A 17,222-nucleotide genomic window follows, 5' to 3' on the forward strand; every position below is an offset into this window, starting at 1 on the left:
TATAAATGACAGAAAAAGAACAGATCATACAGCTCTACAAGGAAATGTACACCGCCATGATAAACAAGGACAGACCGGAGCTTGAACGAGTACACGATGACAGCTTTGTGCTTGTTCATATGACTGGTATGCGGCAGACAAAAGATGCCTATATCACTGCTATTATGGACGATACGCTGAATTATTACTCTGCGACCCATGAGGAAATGCAGGTGGAGATGAACGGCGATACTGCCGTACTTACGGGCAGAAGCAAGGTCACGGCGGCGGTGTTCGGCGGCGGAAGGCACACATGGCGGTTACAGCTTCGGTTTCAGCTTGTGAAGAAAAACGCCGAGTGGAAGTTCACCCTTGCTTCGGCTTCGACATATTGAGGTAAAAACCATGCTAAAACAGATCAGATATTTTCAGTCGGTGGTAAGGCTCGGCAGCTTTACCGCCGCTGCCGAAGAGCATTTTATATCGCAGTCGGCTATATCACAGCAAATAAAAGCGCTCGAAGATGAGCTGGGTGTCGCTCTGCTTGAACGCAAAAAGCGGAGCTTTACCCTCACGCCCGCAGGCGATTTTTTCTACAAGAAAAGCCTTGTGCTTGTGGCGGACTATGACAACATCGTCCGTGAGTTGCAAAAGGTGTCGGGCAAAAACAGCGAGCTTCTGCGTGTGGGACTGCTCAAAGGTTACAGCGGAAAGGAGTTTAATTCCGCTGTTTCCGAGTTTACTGTAAAATTTCCCGATGTGACGGTGGAGGTCACACACGGCAATCATGATACGCTGTATACACTTCTGCGAAACGGCGAGTTGGACATCGTTCTCAACGATCAGCGCAGAGCATTTTCGGACGAGTACATCAATATCGTGCTGGATATTCGGGAATACTATGCGGAAATATCGTCGAACTCCCCCATTGCCCAGCTTGAAGAGGTGGAGCTTTCAGACCTGAAAAATACGCCGCTGATACTATTGTCCTCCGAAGATCAGCAGGAAACAGAGCGCAGCTTTTATCTGAATGATCTCGGCTTCAAGAGCGAGATATATTTCACGGAATATATTGACGATGCGCTGATGCAGGTCATTCAGGGCAAGGGCTATATGCCGATCGAGGGCAGCGGTGATGCGATACAGACCACCACAAAAGCAGTCAGACTGCTTCGTAACGGATATCCGATCATCAGGCGGTACTGTGCTTTTATGAAAGCGGATAATCCATCGAAGCATACGGGCGAGTTTATTGAGATATTGAAATCACAATTCTGAGGATCTAAGGGCTATATGTGTTTTGCATATAGCTCTTTTCATAAGAAAAACTAATGTCATACTGCTGAAATCGAGATTGATTCACCCGATTTTGTGTGATATACTTAATGTAGCAAATAAATCAAAGGAGTAAATGCTATGAGAGATTTCGTATTTGAAAATAAGACAAAGGTTTATTTCGGAAAGGATCAGCTTCAGTATCTTCATGAGGAGATCGGCAGATTCGGCAAAAAGGTACTGCTGGTTTACGGCGGCGGTTCTATCATATCAAAAAGATCGGTCTGTATGACAAGGTGATGTCACAGCTCCTGGAAGCTGGCGCAGAGATATTCGAGCTTGCAGGTGTTGAGCCGAATCCCCGTCACACAACTGTCAACAAGGGCGCTGCGATCTGCAAAAAGGAAGGGATTGATGTTCTGCTTGCAGTCGGCGGAGGTTCGACCATTGATGCAACAAAGGGTATCGCTGCGGCTGCAAAGTATGATGGTGACGATGTGTGGGACTTGGTATCAAGAAAAGCGTTCGTGACCGAAACCCTGCCTATCATCACGGTTCTTACCATTGCGGCAACAGGCTCGGAAATGGACGGCGGATGCGTGATCAGCAATACGGATACGAACGAAAAATATGGCTATTTCGCACCTGACAATCACCCCGATGTATCATTCCTCGATCCGACCAATACATTCAGTGTAAGCGCATACCAGACCGCAAGCGGAAGTGCGGATATTATGTCGCATATCTTTGATGTGGCATATTTCAGCAAGGGCGGCTGTATGGATATGCTCACAAGAGTGCAGGAGGAAGTGCTGAAAACAGTTGTTAAATTCGCTCCTGTGGCTGTAAACACACCCGATGACTATGAAGCAAGAGCAAACCTGATGTGGGCAAGTAGTTGGGCGCTGAACGATTTTCTGTATGAGGGCTTCAATCAGGCTACGGTATGCCACGCTATGGAGCATCAGCTTTCCGCTGTTTATGACATTACGCACGGTCACGGACTGACGATCATTATCCCACGCTGGCTGACTTACATTCTTAATGAAGAAACTGCACCTGTCATCAAGCGTTTTGGTGTGAATGTTATGGGCGTTGATGAGTCGCTTTCCCTTATGGACGGCGCAAAGGCTGCGATAGACGCATTGTCAGCATTCTTCTTTGATACGCTCGGCTTAAAGAGCAGACTTTCCGATCTTGGTATCGACGATAAGAGCTTTGAAGAAATGTCAAAGACCGCCTGTGGTCAAAATGGTGTGCTTCACGGTTTTACCGATCTGACACCGAAAGATGTTGAAGCGATATACAGAATGTGCTTATAAGCAGAATTGATGAGGTGAACACTATGAAAGAAGTCATGTTAGTCACAGGCGCAGGGCAGATCAGTATGACGATCGCACGGCGTATCGGCTACGGAAAGAAGATAATTCTTGGTGACAAGAATATGCAGAATTGCGAGACTATCGCAAAGATAATGAATGATGCAGGCTTCGATGTTGAGCCGTTTGAAATGGACTTATCCTCCCGTGAGAGTATTCTTGCGATAATCGCAAAGGCTCAGGAGTTCGGTGAGATCAGGTATCTTGTGAACGGCGCGGGCGTTTCGCCCTCGCAGGCTCCCATTGAAGCGATACTGAAGGTCGATCTTTACGGTACTGCGGTGCTGTTAGAGGAAGTCGGCAAGGTGATCGCAAAGGGCGGCTGCGGCGTTACGATCTCCAGCCAATCGGGTTGGAGAATGCCTCAGCTAACAGCAGAGCAGGATTTTCAGCTTGCGATGACTCCCACCGAGGAACTGCTTGACCTTGAAATACTCCGTCCCGAAAACATTCGTGATACCCTCCATGCCTATCAGCTTGCAAAACGATGCAACGAAAAGCGTGTCATGGCAGAGTGTGTAAAGTGGGGCGAGCGTGGTGCAAGGCTCAATGACATTGCACCGGGCATTATCGTGACTCCGCTTGCGATTGATGAATTCAACGGGCCGAGGGGCGATTTCTACAAGAATATGTTTGCCAAGTGTCCCGCAGGAAGACCCGGCACAGCCGATGAGGTGGCGAATGTTGCAGAGCTTCTGATGAGCGACAGGGGCGCATTTATAACGGGTTCGACTTTCCTGATCGACGGCGGTGCGACTTCGAGCTATTACTACGGTGCGTTGAAACCGACGGAATGAGGAGGCGCTTATGAAGAAACTATCACTATTGATTTCGGCATTTATGCTATGTCTGACAATGACCGCCTGCGGTTCAAGTGAGCCTGCTTCTGCACCAAGTGTTGCCGATAATGATAAGGCAGCCGTGCAGGAAAAGCTGAATCAGGAAGAAAGCAAAACAGAAGCATCTGAATCTACCGAGGACGATAAGCAAAGCGAAACAACAGAAGCACCTGCCGAAAAGCCGGAGGAACAGACCTCTGACGGTACAAATATCCTTGTTGCGTACTTCTCCCGTGCCGATGAGAATTATTCTGTCGGTACGATAGAGGTCGGAAACACGCAGATACTCGGAGAGTATATCGCAAGTGAGGTCGGTGCGGATAGCTTCCATATCGAGACTGTAACGCCCTATCCCACAGGCTATGATGAGTGCTGCGACGTTGCAAAGCAGGAGCAGAAGGACAATGCCCGTCCCGAAATAACAGGCTCGGTGGATATGGAGCAGTATGACATCGTATTTCTCGGCTATCCGATATGGTGGGGCGATATGCCGATGGCGGTCTATACCTTTATGGAGAGCTATGACTGGTCGGATAAGGTCGTGATACCGTTCTGCACCCATGAGGGCAGCGGACTTTCGGGAACGGACAGCAATATCGCAAGCGCAACGGGCGCACAGGTGCTGACTGCGATTGATATGCGCGGAAGCACAGCACAGGCACTGAATGACGATACCAAGCAGACCGTCCGCACATGGCTCGATGACTTGGGTTTCTGATATGGATACAAAGACGAAGATAAAAACAGCCGCTGACATTCTTATGACAGCGGCATTACCCGTATTGATGTGCTATTCCATTGTAGGCGAAACGGCTCACGAAATAATAGGTGTGACGATGTTTGCACTGTTTATACTGCATCATATTCTCAATTTCGGCTGGATAAAAGCCTTGTTCAAGGGCAAATATCCGCCGAAGCGCATTGTCGGTACGATCGTCAATGCGGCGGTGCTGATATGTATGCTCGGTCTGATGTACAGCGGTATCGTGATCTCAAAGCATATCTTTTCTTTCCTGAACCTCGGCGGTGCAGGCTTTGCAAGGACGGTACATATGCTTTGTGCCTATTGGGGACTTGTGCTGATGAGTGTTCATCTCGGTATGCACATAACGCAAATGTCGGCGAAAATGAAGCTGAAAAGCAAGCCAATGATATGGACACTCCGTATCATTTTCGGCGTTGTCGGGGCAGTCGGAGTTTATGAGTTCATACAGCTCAATTTCACCGACTATATGTTTGGCAAGGTGCAGTTTGTGTTTATCGACACATCGGCTTCGGCTGTACTGACGTCTTTGCAATATGCAAGCGTTATGGTGCTGTTTGCGTATATCGGATATATTATGCAAATTCTGCTAAACAAGAAATGGGCAGCGGTTAAGTGACGAGCCTCCGCTTTTGACCTTTGAGGTAGCCATGACTTAGGTTATAAATGACAAATGTCAAATAGCCATTAAGTAACCCCAACAATAAGCAGACCAAATTCGATGAAACAATAATCTAACTACAATCGAAACATGAAACAAAAAGCTGAATAAAACGGCTTTGAGAAGATTTAAAAAACTTTGTCTAAAATCGCCTTTGACACAGCAAGCCGTTTTCTGCTATAATAATCAAGTAAATAATTATTATAGCACTGACACACGTTGTATTCTCAGGAATGCGTAAATCTGATCACGGAATGCTATCCGCAGATGATGTATTCCTTTGAGTACAGCGTGTTTTTTTGTGCGGAAACGGAGATTTTTATGCCAAGAAATCAATTTGAAAGAATGATGTTCGCCCTTATGACAGTTATCGTGACCGTTCATGCCTATGTGTTTTACAGTCTTTATGTGGTGAACGGTGCGACACTTATGAGCGTAACAGGACAGACAGGAGTGCTGAAAGCGATAGATGCAATGGGCGGAGTGTATATGCTCGGTCACAATTTGCCGATATGGGCAGTCGTGCTTGTGGAGTTCGTTCTTGCCTATACGCTGGAAGTGACAGTAGGAAGTCCTTTTTCATTCAAGATCGCCAGCAGGATATTCGATATGAAAACAACACACCCGTTCATTTTCGAGACAGCCATTATCTGTGCGACTGTCACGATCATGTGTCCTGCTATGAGCTTCCTCGCCGCTTTCCTCTATTATCCGTATTATGAGGGATTTAACATCTTCACGCTACTTGCCAACTGGCTGAAGCTGGTCTGCTACAACTTCCCCTTTGCATTCTTCTCACAGATATTCTTTATCCAGCCCCTTATCAGAACTTGCTTCAAGGCGGTATTCAGAAGAAAAAGCGCAGTAGCAGCACCTTCAAAAGCCTGAACTTTGTGCAAAAACACCATTTGAAAAAGCCTGAAAAGTGTGGTATAATATATATATAACGAGTAGCAATCCTGCGTAAGTCCAGTTATTGCTGCTCGTTTTTATTTTGCGAGGTGATAATATGTATAACATTGGCGATGTTGTGATGTACGGCACATTCGGGATATGCAGGATAGAATCCATAGAAAAGCGTGACTTTATGGGCGAGGAAAATGATTATTATATCCTTCGCCATGTTTATAATGAAAAAAATATATTCTATGTGCCTGTTGACAACGAACTGGCAGTCAGCCGACTTCATAAGGTATGTTCTAAAGCAGATGTAGACGAACTTATCGGACACATGAACGCTGAAGCTCCTATATGGATAGATAACGAAATAAAGCGCAGGGAAGAATACAGCCGTATCATTAAGGAAGGCGATAAACATGAGATCATAAGGCTGATAAAAACTCTGTATCTTCGCCGTAAGGAGCTTTACGCTGAGAAGAAAAAGCTCCGTTCCTCTGATGAAAGCTATCTTACCCTTGCGGAGAATATGCTCTATGAGGAATTCGCATACGCTCTCGATATTGACAGGAGCGAGGTTGTTGACTATATTGAAAAGCACATAGCCTGATTCAGGTGAAAAATTTGATATTATTAGTACATAACGAGCAGCATTCCGCGTAAGTCCGGTTATTGCTGCTCGTTTTAATATTTTTATGGAGGTATATCAAAATGAAAAGAATCAAAGAAGCGTGTATCTGCCAGACACTTCACTTCATGCTCAAGGAGGATTTCGGTCACGACTATGCTGTCAGAGCTGTAAAGGAAGAAGTTGAGAAGTACAAAGCCGGTCTTGACAAGAGCAGAACAAAATACAAGATAATCGAGGAGACCGAACAGGCTGACGGCTCGGTCATCATAAAGATAAAGAAGCAGTACAATGCTTCTCCTGTCGGCTCTTATCTCGACTGATACAACTTAATATCATCAAAAACAGCGTGTAGCCAAAAGCATAAATCCAGCTTGCGGCTCACGCTGTACTTTTTTAGGAGGAAAAACAGATGGAAGAAACCACAAATCAATTCTTAGGGCGTGAGCCTGTGAGCAAGCTGATGAAGAAATACGCCGTGCCGTGTATCATCTCTCTGCTTGTGGGTGCGCTCTACAACATCGTAGACCAGATTTTTATAGCTAATGCGACCTATCTCGGCTCTTACGGTAACGCAGCTAATACCGTAGTCTTTCCGCTGACGGTCATAGCACTTGCTATCGCCGTTATGATCGGTGACGGCTGCTGTGCGTTCGTGAGTATCAGTCTTGGCAAGCGTGAAAACGATAAGGCAAGGCACAGCGTTGGTAATTCGATAGTTATGAGCATTATCGGTGGACTTGTGCTGTGTGCCGTGTATCTGATATTCAGCGACGCTATCATCGCAATGTTCGGCGGTACGGTCAATCCCGAAACATTCAGGCACTCGAAAGAGTATTTCTTCTACATCTCGCTTGGTATCCCGTTCTATATGTTCGGACAGGCGATGAACCCTGTGATCCGTGCAGACGGCAGCCCGAGATTCGCAATGTTCTCCACCCTTGCGGGTGCGGTCATCAATATGATACTCGATCCGATATTCATATTCGGCTTAAAATGGGGTATGATGGGCGCAGCGGTCGCAACGGTCATCGGGCAGGTCGCAACAGCGGTACTTGCGGTATGGTATTTACTGAACATGAAGCAGGTCAAGCCCTCAAAGCACGATTTCAGGCTGAACAAAACTATCGCAGGAAAAACGCTTACCCTCGGTCTGACCAGCTTTCTTTCGCAGATAGCACTTGTAGCGGCAATGGCAGCGATCAATAACATGATACGCAAATATGGAGCGATGGACGCTGTGTTCGGGCAGGAGCAGTATGCTCAGATACCTATGGCGGTGGTCGGTATCGTGATGAAGTTCTTTCAGATAGTCATATCAATAGTAGTCGGAATGGCGGCAGGCTGTATCCCGATCGTCGGCTTCAATATGGGCGCAGGACTGAAAAGCCGTGTGCGTGAGCTGTTCACAAAGCTGCTGATCGCAGAAGCAAGCGTGGGTGCTGTGGCTCTCGTTATTGTTGAGCTGTTCCCGCATCAGCTTATCGGTATTTTCGGTGCCGCCAACGAGAGCAGCTACTATACCGATTTTGCAGTAAAGGCTTTCCGCATTTATCTCTGTATGATGATATTCGCCTGCGTAAACAAGTCATGCTTTATCTTCTTGCAGGCTATGGGCAAAGCGGTCGAATCAACAGCATTATCGGTTATCCGTGAAATCTTGTTCGGCGTAGGGCTTGCGCTTCTTCTCCCCTTATTTTTCAGGCTTGACGGTGTGCTTTACTCCATGCCCGTGGCGGATATTTTGACTTTTGCGGTGGCGCTGTTCCTGATAGTGAGAACTTACAGGGAGATAGGGGCAAAAACTGTAAAACAGTCAAGTAATATCGAGTTGCAGGCAGATATAAGGTAAGGGATTTTATATAAGTGCCCTCACCCTACACACCCCAAAGCTCTGCTTATCGCGTTCAAGGAGAGTGTCAGGGAACAAATTGAGCCACTTGTGGCTGAAGCTGGTATTGCCGAAGTAAGCGTCAAAGTTTGAAACAGGCAGTATGACGTAATCCGAATCAGCAGGCTTGTTGGCAATACAGTACGCAATAACAGTTTCCGCAACATCATACGGCAGATCGTCAGGCAGCAGAGCCTGTATACGCTCCTTTTCATCTTCAGAAAAAGAAACGGTCTTGTCCGTCAGCGGACCAAGTTCAAGAGCGTCCGCCAGTACATCATCGAACCGCAGCACCCACGCTCCTTTAGTCTCAGGCGAGTACAGCGATACCTGAAACTGCTTGACCTTATCGCGCCATGCGTCGTCGAACTTCTTCCTAAGAGGTTCTGCCTTAGCAAGAGTAGCCTTGCTCATAATATCGCTGTTCTTGGTAATAAACTTTTCAATTTTGTGAAAGTGCCTGTAAAACCACCCCTGTCCCTTTGCATCGACCAGCTCGGAGAACTCCCCGTGCAGCTCTCTGAAATCAGTCCTGAACTGCCACTCCTCCTTCGGAGCGGCAGTTTTTTTGTCGGGGATACTGCACCATGCACAGAGAGCTTGCCGTGCATAGTCAATGTCTGGAGCACCGTTTTTGAACATATATCCCCGAGCGATAATAGTCAGCACACGGTTCAGACCGATGAACCCCATTATCATCTCAAAGCTGAAACACCCGAGGAAGGAAAGGTCACGCTTGCCGCTGCATTTGTAAGCAGGCTTGTCCGTATAAGCCTTGAATTCTTCGATCTCATTCAACATTACTTAGCCCTCCTGACGTGCTTTTCGATCCTGTCATACAGCAGGTCGAAGAGCACTTTTCTTTTGCCCATTGCTACAAGGTACTTGACCGCTTCATCAGGCTTTGTTACGGCTTCTATGAGCTTTCTGCACTCAGCCGACACAGCGTCGCGGAAGTACACATTCACAGGCTTTTGCAGATAAGCCTCCATAAGCTGCGTGAACTCCGCTGAATCACCATCGCGGATAAGCCGCTTCCTGTCAGTAAGATTGTTTTCAGCGTCGATGTCTGCGATAAGGTCAATAAGAATACGGTAGCCGCCAAAACGGAAATTGCTGAAAACTTCATAATATCTTTCAAGTTCGGGCAGCCATTCCGTAAGCAGCTCCTCTCGCTGTTCCTTCGGAGTAAAGTGCCAGCTCTTCAATTGAAGCTCCTGCCTGATAGCAGTTATCCGCTCGGCAGGTATACCCTGAAACAGGGTATACAGCATATCTGCGTCGTATTCACAGTCCTGACCACGGCTGTACAGAATTCGCTGAATATCGCTCCTCCGCTGCCTGTTATTGATAGGCTGACTGCAAGCCCTGATACGCGACAGACATCGTTCATAATCGGTCACCAGTTCAGACAACCTATCCATAATCCCACTGTTGAGCTTGTCCTTCCAGTTAGCGTCAACGGCAAAGGAGAAAAGCTCCTCGTCTGCAGCAGGCTTGTCAACAATAGTTTTCGTGCTCTTCTGGAGCATATAAGCCAGATACGGAAGCCTCTCCACATTGGAATCAACGCTGTTCCAGTCCGTATCGGCAAAGAATTTCTCGAACTGCTCCTCAAAGGTCTGCTCGTACCACGCACGGCGTCCCTCGCTCTTTTCAAGCAGACTCTTGTATTTCAGGAACTTGCTCTTGGCGACTGTTTTAGTACCAAGATATACAGTCAGATCAGGCTTCACACCGCTCTTGGCAGAATCAATCTCCAGCCCAGTAAGTATGGCGAGTATCTCCGTCTCCTCGCGGCACTTATCACGAAGCTCATCGGAAGAATTCTCATTGTATGCAATAATGCTTCTGTTCAGAGCTGCATTTGAAATTTGTCCCACACGGGAAGAAAATGTGCTCTTGACCGTTTCAAAACGTGCCTGCCAGTCGGTGGCATCACGGATAACTGGTTCAGCACTTGGTATCTTCAACAGCGGAGTATCCTCCTTTGAATTGCACTTGACACAGCGGTTTACAATTGGATCGGAGATAGTTTTTATCATAATATAACAATCGCTGTATACAAATATCCCCATCATTTTCACCTCCACCTTTAATTAGTCATAAAATCTCTTTTGTATTTTCTGCGCAACTATAGAATGTACAAATGTATGATTAATTACTGAATTTTTCTATTATAATTATAACTTATTTATACGATGTTTTCTATATTTTTTCCTAATCTGCAACTAATTTTCCTAATTTGCAAATAATTATCACCATAATATTTCTGTAATAAAACAAAAAACATTTTTCAATATTTAATAACAAAAGACTCTGTATGGTTTCTGTAAAAAGCCAACAAAATCGGCTTTGAAATCGCTTTAAAATTCTATATTATATTTTTCTCTTTTTGTGATGGAATATTCGTTTTTGACTCCTGATAACATTAAAAGCAGCTCTGAAAAGGTTCCTTAAAAGGGTTCGAATCCAATTTTCATGGCTCGGGATCTACGGCTTCACCTTGAAAATTTTTCTCTCTTAAAACAAAAAAACTCCCGTAAAATCGGGAGTTTTTAGCTTGGGATCTAAATTGATTCACCATTTTGGCGCAGTGGGTGGGATTCGAACCCACGTCCCTCAAGGGGCATCATGATTTCGAGTCATGTCCGTTATGACCACTTCGATACCACTGCGTATTTAATTTAACTATAAAACTGCGAGAAAACTGCGAGAAAGCCGATTGCAAACACAATCACAGACACCGCCGAAACCACGCAGAACAGGGATAAATCAAAGTGCGGCAAGCTCAGAAACGACTATGTTTCGAGTCATGTCCGTTATGACCACTTCGATACCACTGCATAAAAATTACTATAATATTATATCACACTGGTTCTTGGAAATCAAGAGAATTGTAAAAAAATAATATTATAACAAAAAGAGCAGAGGAACTCCTCTGCTCTTTGGATTATTTAGTAAGTAGGAACATTCTTCCGCTGAACGGGGGGATATCCATATCCAGTCTGCCGTCTTTATACGAAAAAACAGTTTTTCCATGCGGTGTAGTACCACTGTACAGCTGGTCATCGGAGTCAATCAGCAATTTAACTTTATACTCATCACCTATACGGACTGAATATTTCGACTGGAACCAATCCGAGAAATTGAAAACTGCCAGTATATCTCCTTCCGCAGACTTTCTCCGAATTGCGTAAATACATCTTTCTATTGCATTGCAGTCCGACCACTCAAAGTTTGTAGGATCATAGTCATAATGAAGCGCACTATGCTCAAGATATATCTTATTAAGAGTCTTTATATACTCTCGGAAAGAGTCATGCAGCGGATATTTCAGCATATCCCAGTCCTGCTGACGCTTCTCGTCCCATTCTCTCAGCTGAGCGAACTCACTTCCCATAAAGTTCAGCTTCTTGCCGGGGTGAGCGATCATATACATATACAAAGCCCTTGCCTGTGGGAATTTCTCGGGATACTGTCCGTTCATCTTCTGTGCGACTGTAGCCTTTCCGTGGACTACCTCATCATGTGAAAGCGGAAGAATAAACTTCTCGTTGTAGAAATACAGCATTGAAAAAGTCAGCTTATGATAGTCCCGTGAGCGATAAATAGGCGCACTCTGAAAATACTCAAGAGTATCATGCATCCAGCCCAAGTCCCATTTATAATCAAATCCAAGGCCACCTGAAAAAACAGGAGCAGTTACTCTCGGATAAGATGAAGAGTCCTCAGCTGATATTATAGCAGAGGAATGACGGGCTTTAAGTCCGCAGTTCATAGACTTCAGAAACTCTATTGCTGTACGGTTCTCGCCGCGGCGTTCATCGCCGTTCCAGTATATCATATTGCGGATAGCGTCCATGCGCAGTCCGTCAAAATGATACACGCTCAGCCAGTAATCCGCAGCCGACTGTATGAAAGACCTTACCTCGCCTTTGGAGTGATTGAAATTGCGGCTTCCCCACTCATTATACCCAACACTGTCGTCAGGATACTCATACAGCTTAGTGCCGTCATACTCGGTGAGCCCGTAGTGGTCTACCGCAAAATGCACAGGAACAAAGTCAACTATGACACCTATGCCGTTTTTATGGCATTTATCCACAAGCTCCATAAGCTCCGAGGGAGTACCATAGCGCGAAGTCGGAGCAAAAAATCCCGTGCTCTGATAGCCCCACGATTCATCACAGGGGTGCTCGCTGAGTGGCATAAATTCAATGAAATTATAGCCGAATTCTTTAACATAAGCAATAAGCTCGTCAGCTATCTCGGCATATGAATACCAGCCTGTCTTCTCATCATCTGAACGCCTTTTCCACGAACCGAGATGCACTTCATATATATTCATGGGCTTATCGCGGCAGTCCGTTCGATTTTTCAGCCATTCATCATCTGTAAATGAGTAATCACTGATACTGCGTATCACAGAGCAGGTTCCCGGACGCAACTCCATTCCGAAGCCATACGGGTCACAATGGTCTATGAACTTGCCTTTTTTGTCGTATATACGGTATTTATATCGCATCCCCTCTTCAGCATCGGGCAGACACAGTTCAAAGAATCTTCCGTCATCAACGGGCTTCATGGTGATATCATTCCAATCGCTGAAATCGCCTATTACCGAAACCTTTGACGCATTCGGCGCATATGTACGAAAAACAGTGCCTTTTTCAGTGATATGAGCACCGAGATACTCATACGCTTTGAATTCATCACCCTTGTAAAACCTCATAATGTCCATACTATCAGCTCCCGTCAGCTATCTCTCTTTTCTGATTATAGCACGATATATGGTCAAAGTCAATGATGTCAAATCCGACAAAAAGGAGCAGCTGCACCTATACAAAATCACTATTTACTTTAGCGCTTTGTACCTGCAAATCATTAAATTGCAGTGTTGACATATTTCCGACTCAGTGATATAATTTAAATAGTGTTCCGAATAAGAATATCGGGAAATTAAACGGTATCAGGGAGATGAAATTATGAAAAACACCTTTGGCTCAAGCGTTTCCGTAACCGTATTCGGCGAAAGCCACGGCGAAGCTATCGGCGCAGTGCTTGACGGATTGGCATCGGGTATCCCCGTAGACGAGGATTTCATAGCACAGCAGATGAAGCTGAGACAGTCTATCGGTGCTCTTTCCACAGCAAGACGAGAAGCAGACAAGGTAAGGATAGTCAGCGGAGTCTTTAACGGAAAAACTACTGGAACTCCTATGACGTTTATCATAGAAAATCAGGACACAAGAAGCAAGGATTACGGCGAGCTCGCTTACAAGGCACGTCCAGGACACGCAGATTATTCCGCACAGATGAAGTATCACGGCTTTCAGGATTTCCGCGGCGGCGGACATTTCTCGGGCAGGATAACAGCAGGGATAGTTGCGGCAGGTGCAGTGGCAATAAGTGCTCTCCGTTCAAAGAATATAAATATAGCAACTCATATCTTATCATGCGGCGGAGTCTATGACCGACCGCTGAATAATATCGAAGATGACATAAAGCAGCTCAATTCAATGGAATTTGCTGTTCTTGACGAAAAGAAAGCTGATGAGATGCAGGCTGCGATAACTGCTGCCAAGAATGACGGCGACAGCGTAGGCGGCAGACTTGAAACTATCGTTACGGGACTCCCCGCAGGCGTAGGCGAGCCGTGGTTCGATACTCTTGAAAGCGTACTTGCCCATGCACTTTTCGGTATCCCAGCCGTTAAGGGCGTGGAATTCGGTGCAGGCTTTGCTGTTGCGGATATGCTGGGAAGCCAGTGCAACGACTCCTTCCGCTCGGCTGACGGAAAGGTATACAGCGATACCAACAACAACGGAGGTATCATCGGCGGTATAACCACAGGACTGCCCGTACTTTTCAGAACAGCTATAAAGCCTACTCCTTCGATCTACAAGGAGCAGGAAACTATCGACCTCAACACACTTGAAAATACCACATTGCAGATAAAGGGCAGACATGACCCTGCAATAGTTCACCGTGCAAGAGTAGTGGCTGACAGCATCACCGCACTTGTACTCTGCGACCAGCTGTCGCTACGTTTCGGCACAGACTGGCTTAAAGCGTAAAACGCTTTTTTAATCAAGAAAGGAAAATGAAATATGGCACTTAATATTATCCGCGAGCTGCCTCACCCATCTGAACTTAAGGCTGCTCACCCGCTCTCACAGGAGCTTATAGACATCAAGGCTAAACGTGACGAAGAAGTAAAGAAAATATTCAGCGGCGAATCCGACAAGTTCCTGCTGGTTATCGGCCCCTGTTCCGCCGACAACGAAGACAGCGTACTTGACTATATAACCCGTCTGCGCAAGCTTCAGGAAAAAGTAAGCGACAAGATAATGATGATACCGAGAATATACACAGGTAAGCCAAGAACTACAGGTGCAGGCTACAAGGGTATGCTCCACCAGCCAAATCCTGCTGCAATGCCTGACCTTAAAAGCGGTATCATCGCTGTAAGACATCTCCACATGAGAGTCCTTTCCGAAACAGGCTTTTCATCAGCTGATGAGATGCTCTATCCCGAGAATTACAGCTACCTTGATGACCTTCTCTCATACATTGCTATCGGTGCGCGTTCAGTAGAAAATCAGCAGCACCGTCTGGTATCCAGCGGAGTTGATATCCCTGTTGGTATGAAGAACCCGACAAGCGGCGATATTTCCGTAATGATGAATTCTATCACTGCTGCACAGCATCACCATGCATTCATATACAGAGGCTGTGAGGTAAGAAGCGACGGCAATCCTTATGCACACGCTATACTCCGCGGCTATGTCAACGATAAGGGACAGTCATTCCCAAATTATCATTTTGAGGATCTTTACAGCCTTGCACAGACATATGCAGAAAAAGGACTTAAAAATCCTGCTCTCGTTGTTGATACGAACCATGCAAACTCAGGCAAGCGTTATGAAGAGCAGATAAGAATATCCAAGGAGATACTCCACAGTATGCGTCACTGCGACGACATCAAAAAACTGGTCAAGGGACTTATGATCGAGAGCTATATCGAGGACGGCGCACAGAAGATAGGCGAAAACATCTACGGCAAGTCTATTACAGACCCATGCCTCGGCTGGACAAAGACAGAAAAGCTTGTATACGATATAGCAGAACAGCTTTAAAAAATCAAGGGCGAACCGCGGTTCGCCCTTTTATTTATCCCATTTTATAATAATTATTCTTGGCAAAGCCTATTGTCAGCTCCGTAAAGCTCCCCTGCTCCGACGCTGCGGCAATACTGTGCTCAAGGCGCTCACAAAGGCTTTTTACTATATAAAGTCCCATACCCGTAGACTTAGCGTAAGAGCGTCCATTCTCACCCGTAAAGGACTTATCGAATATCCTGTGAAGATCATTTTCGGGGATACCAATGCCGTTATCACGGAAATGAAGCAATACCCTTTCATCATTCTCCTCTGCACTGACACTCATAATGAGTTCGCGGTCGGGAGCAGCATATTTAAGGCTGTTGGCAATGAACTGCCCAAGTATGAATTCAAGCCATTTGCTGTCTGTCATAACGCTGACATCAAGTCCTGAGGTCTCAATGGAAGCTCCGCAGAACTGTATCGCCTCACGGTTTTTAAGAGCTGCATTTGACACCACACGCTTCAGGGAAGTCTCTTTTATTATATAATCCTTTTCCGAATTCTCGGAACGCGCATAGTAAAGCACCTGATCGGTATATCCGTCTATTCTCCGCAGCTGTTCGAGGAATTTATCTCCAAGCTCATCTTTGTGATTATGAGCCATGAGCTGTAGACTTGCCACAGGCAGCTTCACCTCATGCACCCAAAGCTCAATAAATTCACGGAAATCCTCAGAGCTCTTTTTGAACCCATTAACATTTTCGCACATCGACTTATTAGCTTCGCAGAGAGCGTCATATGTAAGCTTTCCTTCGATAAAATCCGGCTCTGACAGCATTTCGTGTACAAGATATTTCTTATCAAGGATATCCAGCTTTTCCCTGAGGTCATCATAGAAATGTTTTTTTCCGAAAAAGCCGAATAACTCCTCAAAGACGATAAACAGCAAAAAGACGGTACTCATACATCCTAAAAGCTGACCGCTTACTCTGAAAGCTCCGAGAAAAAGCAGCATCAGTCCGAAAAAAATACCTGCAATTATATAGAACCATACCCTGTCTTTAAGATATTCCGTAAATTTCATCGAAGTATATACCCCTGTTTCTTGCGTGTTTCAATGGCATCTTCACAGCCAAGCTCCGACAGCTTTGAACGCAGTCGGCTTATATTCACCGTAAGTGCATTATCATTTACGAATTCGTCATTGTCCCAGAGTGCCGTCATAAGCTCATCACGTGTGACTATAGAGCCTTTCCTGTCCAGCATGAAGCGGAATATTATCATCTCATTCTTTGTAAGAGTCATCTCGCAGCTTCCGTCGGTAAGACTTCCCTTTGCGTCGTTTACCTGCAAGCCGTTATATGACTGTGCCGATGCAGTTCCCGCTGAACGCTTCAGCACGGCAGATATCCTGAGAAGGAGTATAGTCGGATTATACGGCTTTGTTATATAGTCGTCAGCTCCGTAGCTCATTGACAGCACCTCATCGGTCTCTGAGGTGCGGCTCGTCACCATTATCACAGGGATATCCGTTTCCTTGCGTATCTCCTTCAGTAGCTGTTCACCGTTAAGATTTGGTATATTTATATCCATAAGGATAAGGTCAGGGCTCGCAGCAAGTATATCAGCCTTTGAGTTTGAAAAATCCGTAAGATATCCTGTCTCATAGCCCGAATTGCGAAGAAGCTCGTCAAGCTCCCCGCGGATAGCCTTGTCGTCCTCAACAATAAAAATTCTGCTCATAATTTCCTCCATATCATATCAAGAAAAATATAAACGACATCATTTAATACATCTTTTC

The 17,222-nt window shown here is 45.7% G+C and carries 18 protein-coding genes and 1 tRNA gene; 13 read left to right on the top strand and 6 right to left on the bottom strand.

Annotated elements, in window-relative coordinates; all coding sequences use genetic code 11:
- Window positions 1-5 precede the first annotated feature (5 nt).
- From L870_RS0115160 to L870_RS18040, 11 genes are all read left to right on the top strand, one after another.
- Window positions 6-374 carry a nuclear transport factor 2 family protein gene (locus L870_RS0115160; RefSeq protein ID WP_028518856.1) on the top strand — a complete coding sequence of 123 codons (369 nt, stop codon included), beginning with the start codon at window positions 6-8 and terminating at the stop codon, window positions 372-374.
- A gap of 10 nt (window positions 375-384) precedes the next feature.
- Window positions 385-1,257, top strand: coding sequence for a LysR family transcriptional regulator (locus L870_RS0115165; protein ID WP_028518857.1), 873 nt, complete (start codon window positions 385-387; stop codon window positions 1,255-1,257).
- 138 nt (window positions 1,258-1,395) lie between these two features.
- A complete protein-coding gene (locus tag L870_RS20120) occupies window positions 1,396-1,554 on the top strand; it encodes a hypothetical protein (protein WP_341349481.1) in 159 nt (52 codons plus the stop codon).
- Complete coding sequence (locus L870_RS18035; RefSeq protein WP_341349482.1) at window positions 1,554-2,576, top strand: iron-containing alcohol dehydrogenase; 1,023 nt, start codon at window positions 1,554-1,556, stop codon at window positions 2,574-2,576. The genes L870_RS20120 and L870_RS18035 overlap by 1 nt, the downstream gene beginning before the upstream one ends.
- A 23-nt stretch (window positions 2,577-2,599) precedes the next feature.
- Window positions 2,600-3,430 carry an SDR family oxidoreductase gene (locus L870_RS0115175; protein WP_028518858.1) on the top strand — a complete coding sequence of 277 codons (831 nt, stop codon included), beginning with the start codon at window positions 2,600-2,602 and terminating at the stop codon, window positions 3,428-3,430.
- A 10-nt stretch (window positions 3,431-3,440) separates the two neighbouring features.
- Window positions 3,441-4,190, top strand: coding sequence for a flavodoxin (locus tag L870_RS0115180; protein WP_028518859.1), 750 nt, complete (start codon window positions 3,441-3,443; stop codon window positions 4,188-4,190).
- Window position 4,191: 1 nt separating this feature from the next.
- On the top strand, window positions 4,192-4,854 hold the full coding sequence (locus L870_RS0115185; RefSeq protein ID WP_037272710.1) for a DUF4405 domain-containing protein: 663 nt from the start codon (window positions 4,192-4,194) through the stop codon (window positions 4,852-4,854).
- Between the two features lie 363 nt (window positions 4,855-5,217).
- On the top strand, window positions 5,218-5,784 hold the full coding sequence (locus L870_RS0115190; protein ID WP_028518861.1) for a hypothetical protein: 567 nt from the start codon (window positions 5,218-5,220) through the stop codon (window positions 5,782-5,784).
- 121 nt (window positions 5,785-5,905) lie between these two features.
- Entirely contained in the window at window positions 5,906-6,403 is a 498-nt protein-coding gene (locus L870_RS0115195) for a CarD family transcriptional regulator (protein WP_028518862.1), read from the top strand.
- A 101-nt stretch (window positions 6,404-6,504) separates the two neighbouring features.
- Window positions 6,505-6,744, top strand: a complete 240-nt coding sequence (locus L870_RS0115200; RefSeq protein ID WP_028518863.1) for a hypothetical protein — start codon at window positions 6,505-6,507, stop codon at window positions 6,742-6,744.
- Window positions 6,745-6,833: 89 nt separating this feature from the next.
- The gene (locus L870_RS18040; RefSeq protein WP_051411612.1) at window positions 6,834-8,273 is read left to right on the top strand and encodes an MATE family efflux transporter; all 1,440 of its coding nucleotides are present in this window, start codon (window positions 6,834-6,836) and stop codon (window positions 8,271-8,273) included.
- A gap of 6 nt (window positions 8,274-8,279) precedes the next feature.
- On the opposite strand, the gene L870_RS0115210 is transcribed toward L870_RS18040, so the two are convergent.
- The 4 genes from L870_RS0115210 to glgB form a co-directional block, all read right to left on the bottom strand.
- On the bottom strand, window positions 8,280-9,113 hold the full coding sequence (locus tag L870_RS0115210) for a hypothetical protein (protein WP_028518864.1): 834 nt from the start codon (window positions 9,111-9,113) through the stop codon (window positions 8,280-8,282).
- Complete coding sequence (locus L870_RS18045; protein WP_207637730.1) at window positions 9,113-10,393, bottom strand: hypothetical protein; 1,281 nt, start codon at window positions 10,391-10,393, stop codon at window positions 9,113-9,115. Before L870_RS18045 ends, L870_RS0115210 begins: the two co-directional genes overlap by 1 nt.
- Before the next feature lie 508 nt (window positions 10,394-10,901).
- Window positions 10,902-10,990 (bottom strand) — tRNA-Ser (locus tag L870_RS0115220).
- Window positions 10,991-11,265: 275 nt separating this feature from the next.
- Window positions 11,266-13,056 (bottom strand): 1,4-alpha-glucan branching protein GlgB, encoded by a 1,791-nt coding sequence (glgB, locus tag L870_RS0115225; RefSeq protein ID WP_028518865.1) that lies wholly within the window; start codon window positions 13,054-13,056, stop codon window positions 11,266-11,268.
- 244 nt (window positions 13,057-13,300) lie between these two features.
- Here glgB and aroC point away from each other — a divergent pair, with 244 nt between their 5' ends.
- Both aroC and L870_RS0115235 read left to right on the top strand, forming a co-directional pair.
- Window positions 13,301-14,392 (top strand): chorismate synthase, encoded by a 1,092-nt coding sequence (gene aroC / locus L870_RS0115230; RefSeq protein WP_028518866.1) that lies wholly within the window; start codon window positions 13,301-13,303, stop codon window positions 14,390-14,392.
- A gap of 33 nt (window positions 14,393-14,425) precedes the next feature.
- Window positions 14,426-15,454: a 3-deoxy-7-phosphoheptulonate synthase gene (locus tag L870_RS0115235; protein WP_028518867.1), complete on the top strand. Its 1,029-nt coding sequence runs from the start codon at window positions 14,426-14,428 to the stop codon at window positions 15,452-15,454.
- Window positions 15,455-15,488: 34 nt separating this feature from the next.
- Here L870_RS0115235 and L870_RS0115240 read toward each other — a convergent pair whose 3' ends face one another.
- Together L870_RS0115240 and L870_RS0115245 are read right to left on the bottom strand one after the other, a co-directional pair.
- Window positions 15,489-16,505, bottom strand: a complete 1,017-nt coding sequence (locus L870_RS0115240; protein WP_028518868.1) for a sensor histidine kinase — start codon at window positions 16,503-16,505, stop codon at window positions 15,489-15,491.
- Window positions 16,502-17,164, bottom strand: a complete 663-nt coding sequence (locus L870_RS0115245; RefSeq protein ID WP_028518869.1) for a response regulator transcription factor — start codon at window positions 17,162-17,164, stop codon at window positions 16,502-16,504. Before L870_RS0115245 ends, L870_RS0115240 begins: the two co-directional genes overlap by 4 nt.
- Window positions 17,165-17,222 lie beyond the last annotated feature (58 nt).

The sequence above is a fragment of the Ruminococcus flavefaciens ATCC 19208 genome (genome assembly GCF_000518765.1).
Lineage (GTDB): Bacteria > Bacillota > Clostridia > Oscillospirales > Ruminococcaceae > Ruminococcus > Ruminococcus flavefaciens.

Coding starts and splice junctions, on each gene's coding strand:
- L870_RS0115160 (WP_028518856.1), top strand. CDS start 6: ATGACAGAAAAAGAACAGATCATACAGCTCTACAAGGAAATGTACACC.
- L870_RS0115165 (WP_028518857.1), top strand. CDS start 385: ATGCTAAAACAGATCAGATATTTTCAGTCGGTGGTAAGGCTCGGCAGC.
- L870_RS20120 (WP_341349481.1), top strand. CDS start 1,396: ATGAGAGATTTCGTATTTGAAAATAAGACAAAGGTTTATTTCGGAAAG.
- L870_RS18035 (WP_341349482.1), top strand. CDS start 1,554: ATGTCACAGCTCCTGGAAGCTGGCGCAGAGATATTCGAGCTTGCAGGT.
- L870_RS0115175 (WP_028518858.1), top strand. CDS start 2,600: ATGAAAGAAGTCATGTTAGTCACAGGCGCAGGGCAGATCAGTATGACG.
- L870_RS0115180 (WP_028518859.1), top strand. CDS start 3,441: ATGAAGAAACTATCACTATTGATTTCGGCATTTATGCTATGTCTGACA.
- L870_RS0115185 (WP_037272710.1), top strand. CDS start 4,192: ATGGATACAAAGACGAAGATAAAAACAGCCGCTGACATTCTTATGACA.
- L870_RS0115190 (WP_028518861.1), top strand. CDS start 5,218: ATGCCAAGAAATCAATTTGAAAGAATGATGTTCGCCCTTATGACAGTT.
- L870_RS0115195 (WP_028518862.1), top strand. CDS start 5,906: ATGTATAACATTGGCGATGTTGTGATGTACGGCACATTCGGGATATGC.
- L870_RS0115200 (WP_028518863.1), top strand. CDS start 6,505: ATGAAAAGAATCAAAGAAGCGTGTATCTGCCAGACACTTCACTTCATG.
- L870_RS18040 (WP_051411612.1), top strand. CDS start 6,834: ATGGAAGAAACCACAAATCAATTCTTAGGGCGTGAGCCTGTGAGCAAG.
- L870_RS0115210 (WP_028518864.1), bottom strand. CDS start 9,113: ATGTTGAATGAGATCGAAGAATTCAAGGCTTATACGGACAAGCCTGCT.
- L870_RS18045 (WP_207637730.1), bottom strand. CDS start 10,393: ATGATGGGGATATTTGTATACAGCGATTGTTATATTATGATAAAAACT.
- glgB (WP_028518865.1), bottom strand. CDS start 13,056: ATGGACATTATGAGGTTTTACAAGGGTGATGAATTCAAAGCGTATGAG.
- aroC (WP_028518866.1), top strand. CDS start 13,301: ATGAAAAACACCTTTGGCTCAAGCGTTTCCGTAACCGTATTCGGCGAA.
- L870_RS0115235 (WP_028518867.1), top strand. CDS start 14,426: ATGGCACTTAATATTATCCGCGAGCTGCCTCACCCATCTGAACTTAAG.
- L870_RS0115240 (WP_028518868.1), bottom strand. CDS start 16,505: ATGAAATTTACGGAATATCTTAAAGACAGGGTATGGTTCTATATAATT.
- L870_RS0115245 (WP_028518869.1), bottom strand. CDS start 17,164: ATGAGCAGAATTTTTATTGTTGAGGACGACAAGGCTATCCGCGGGGAG.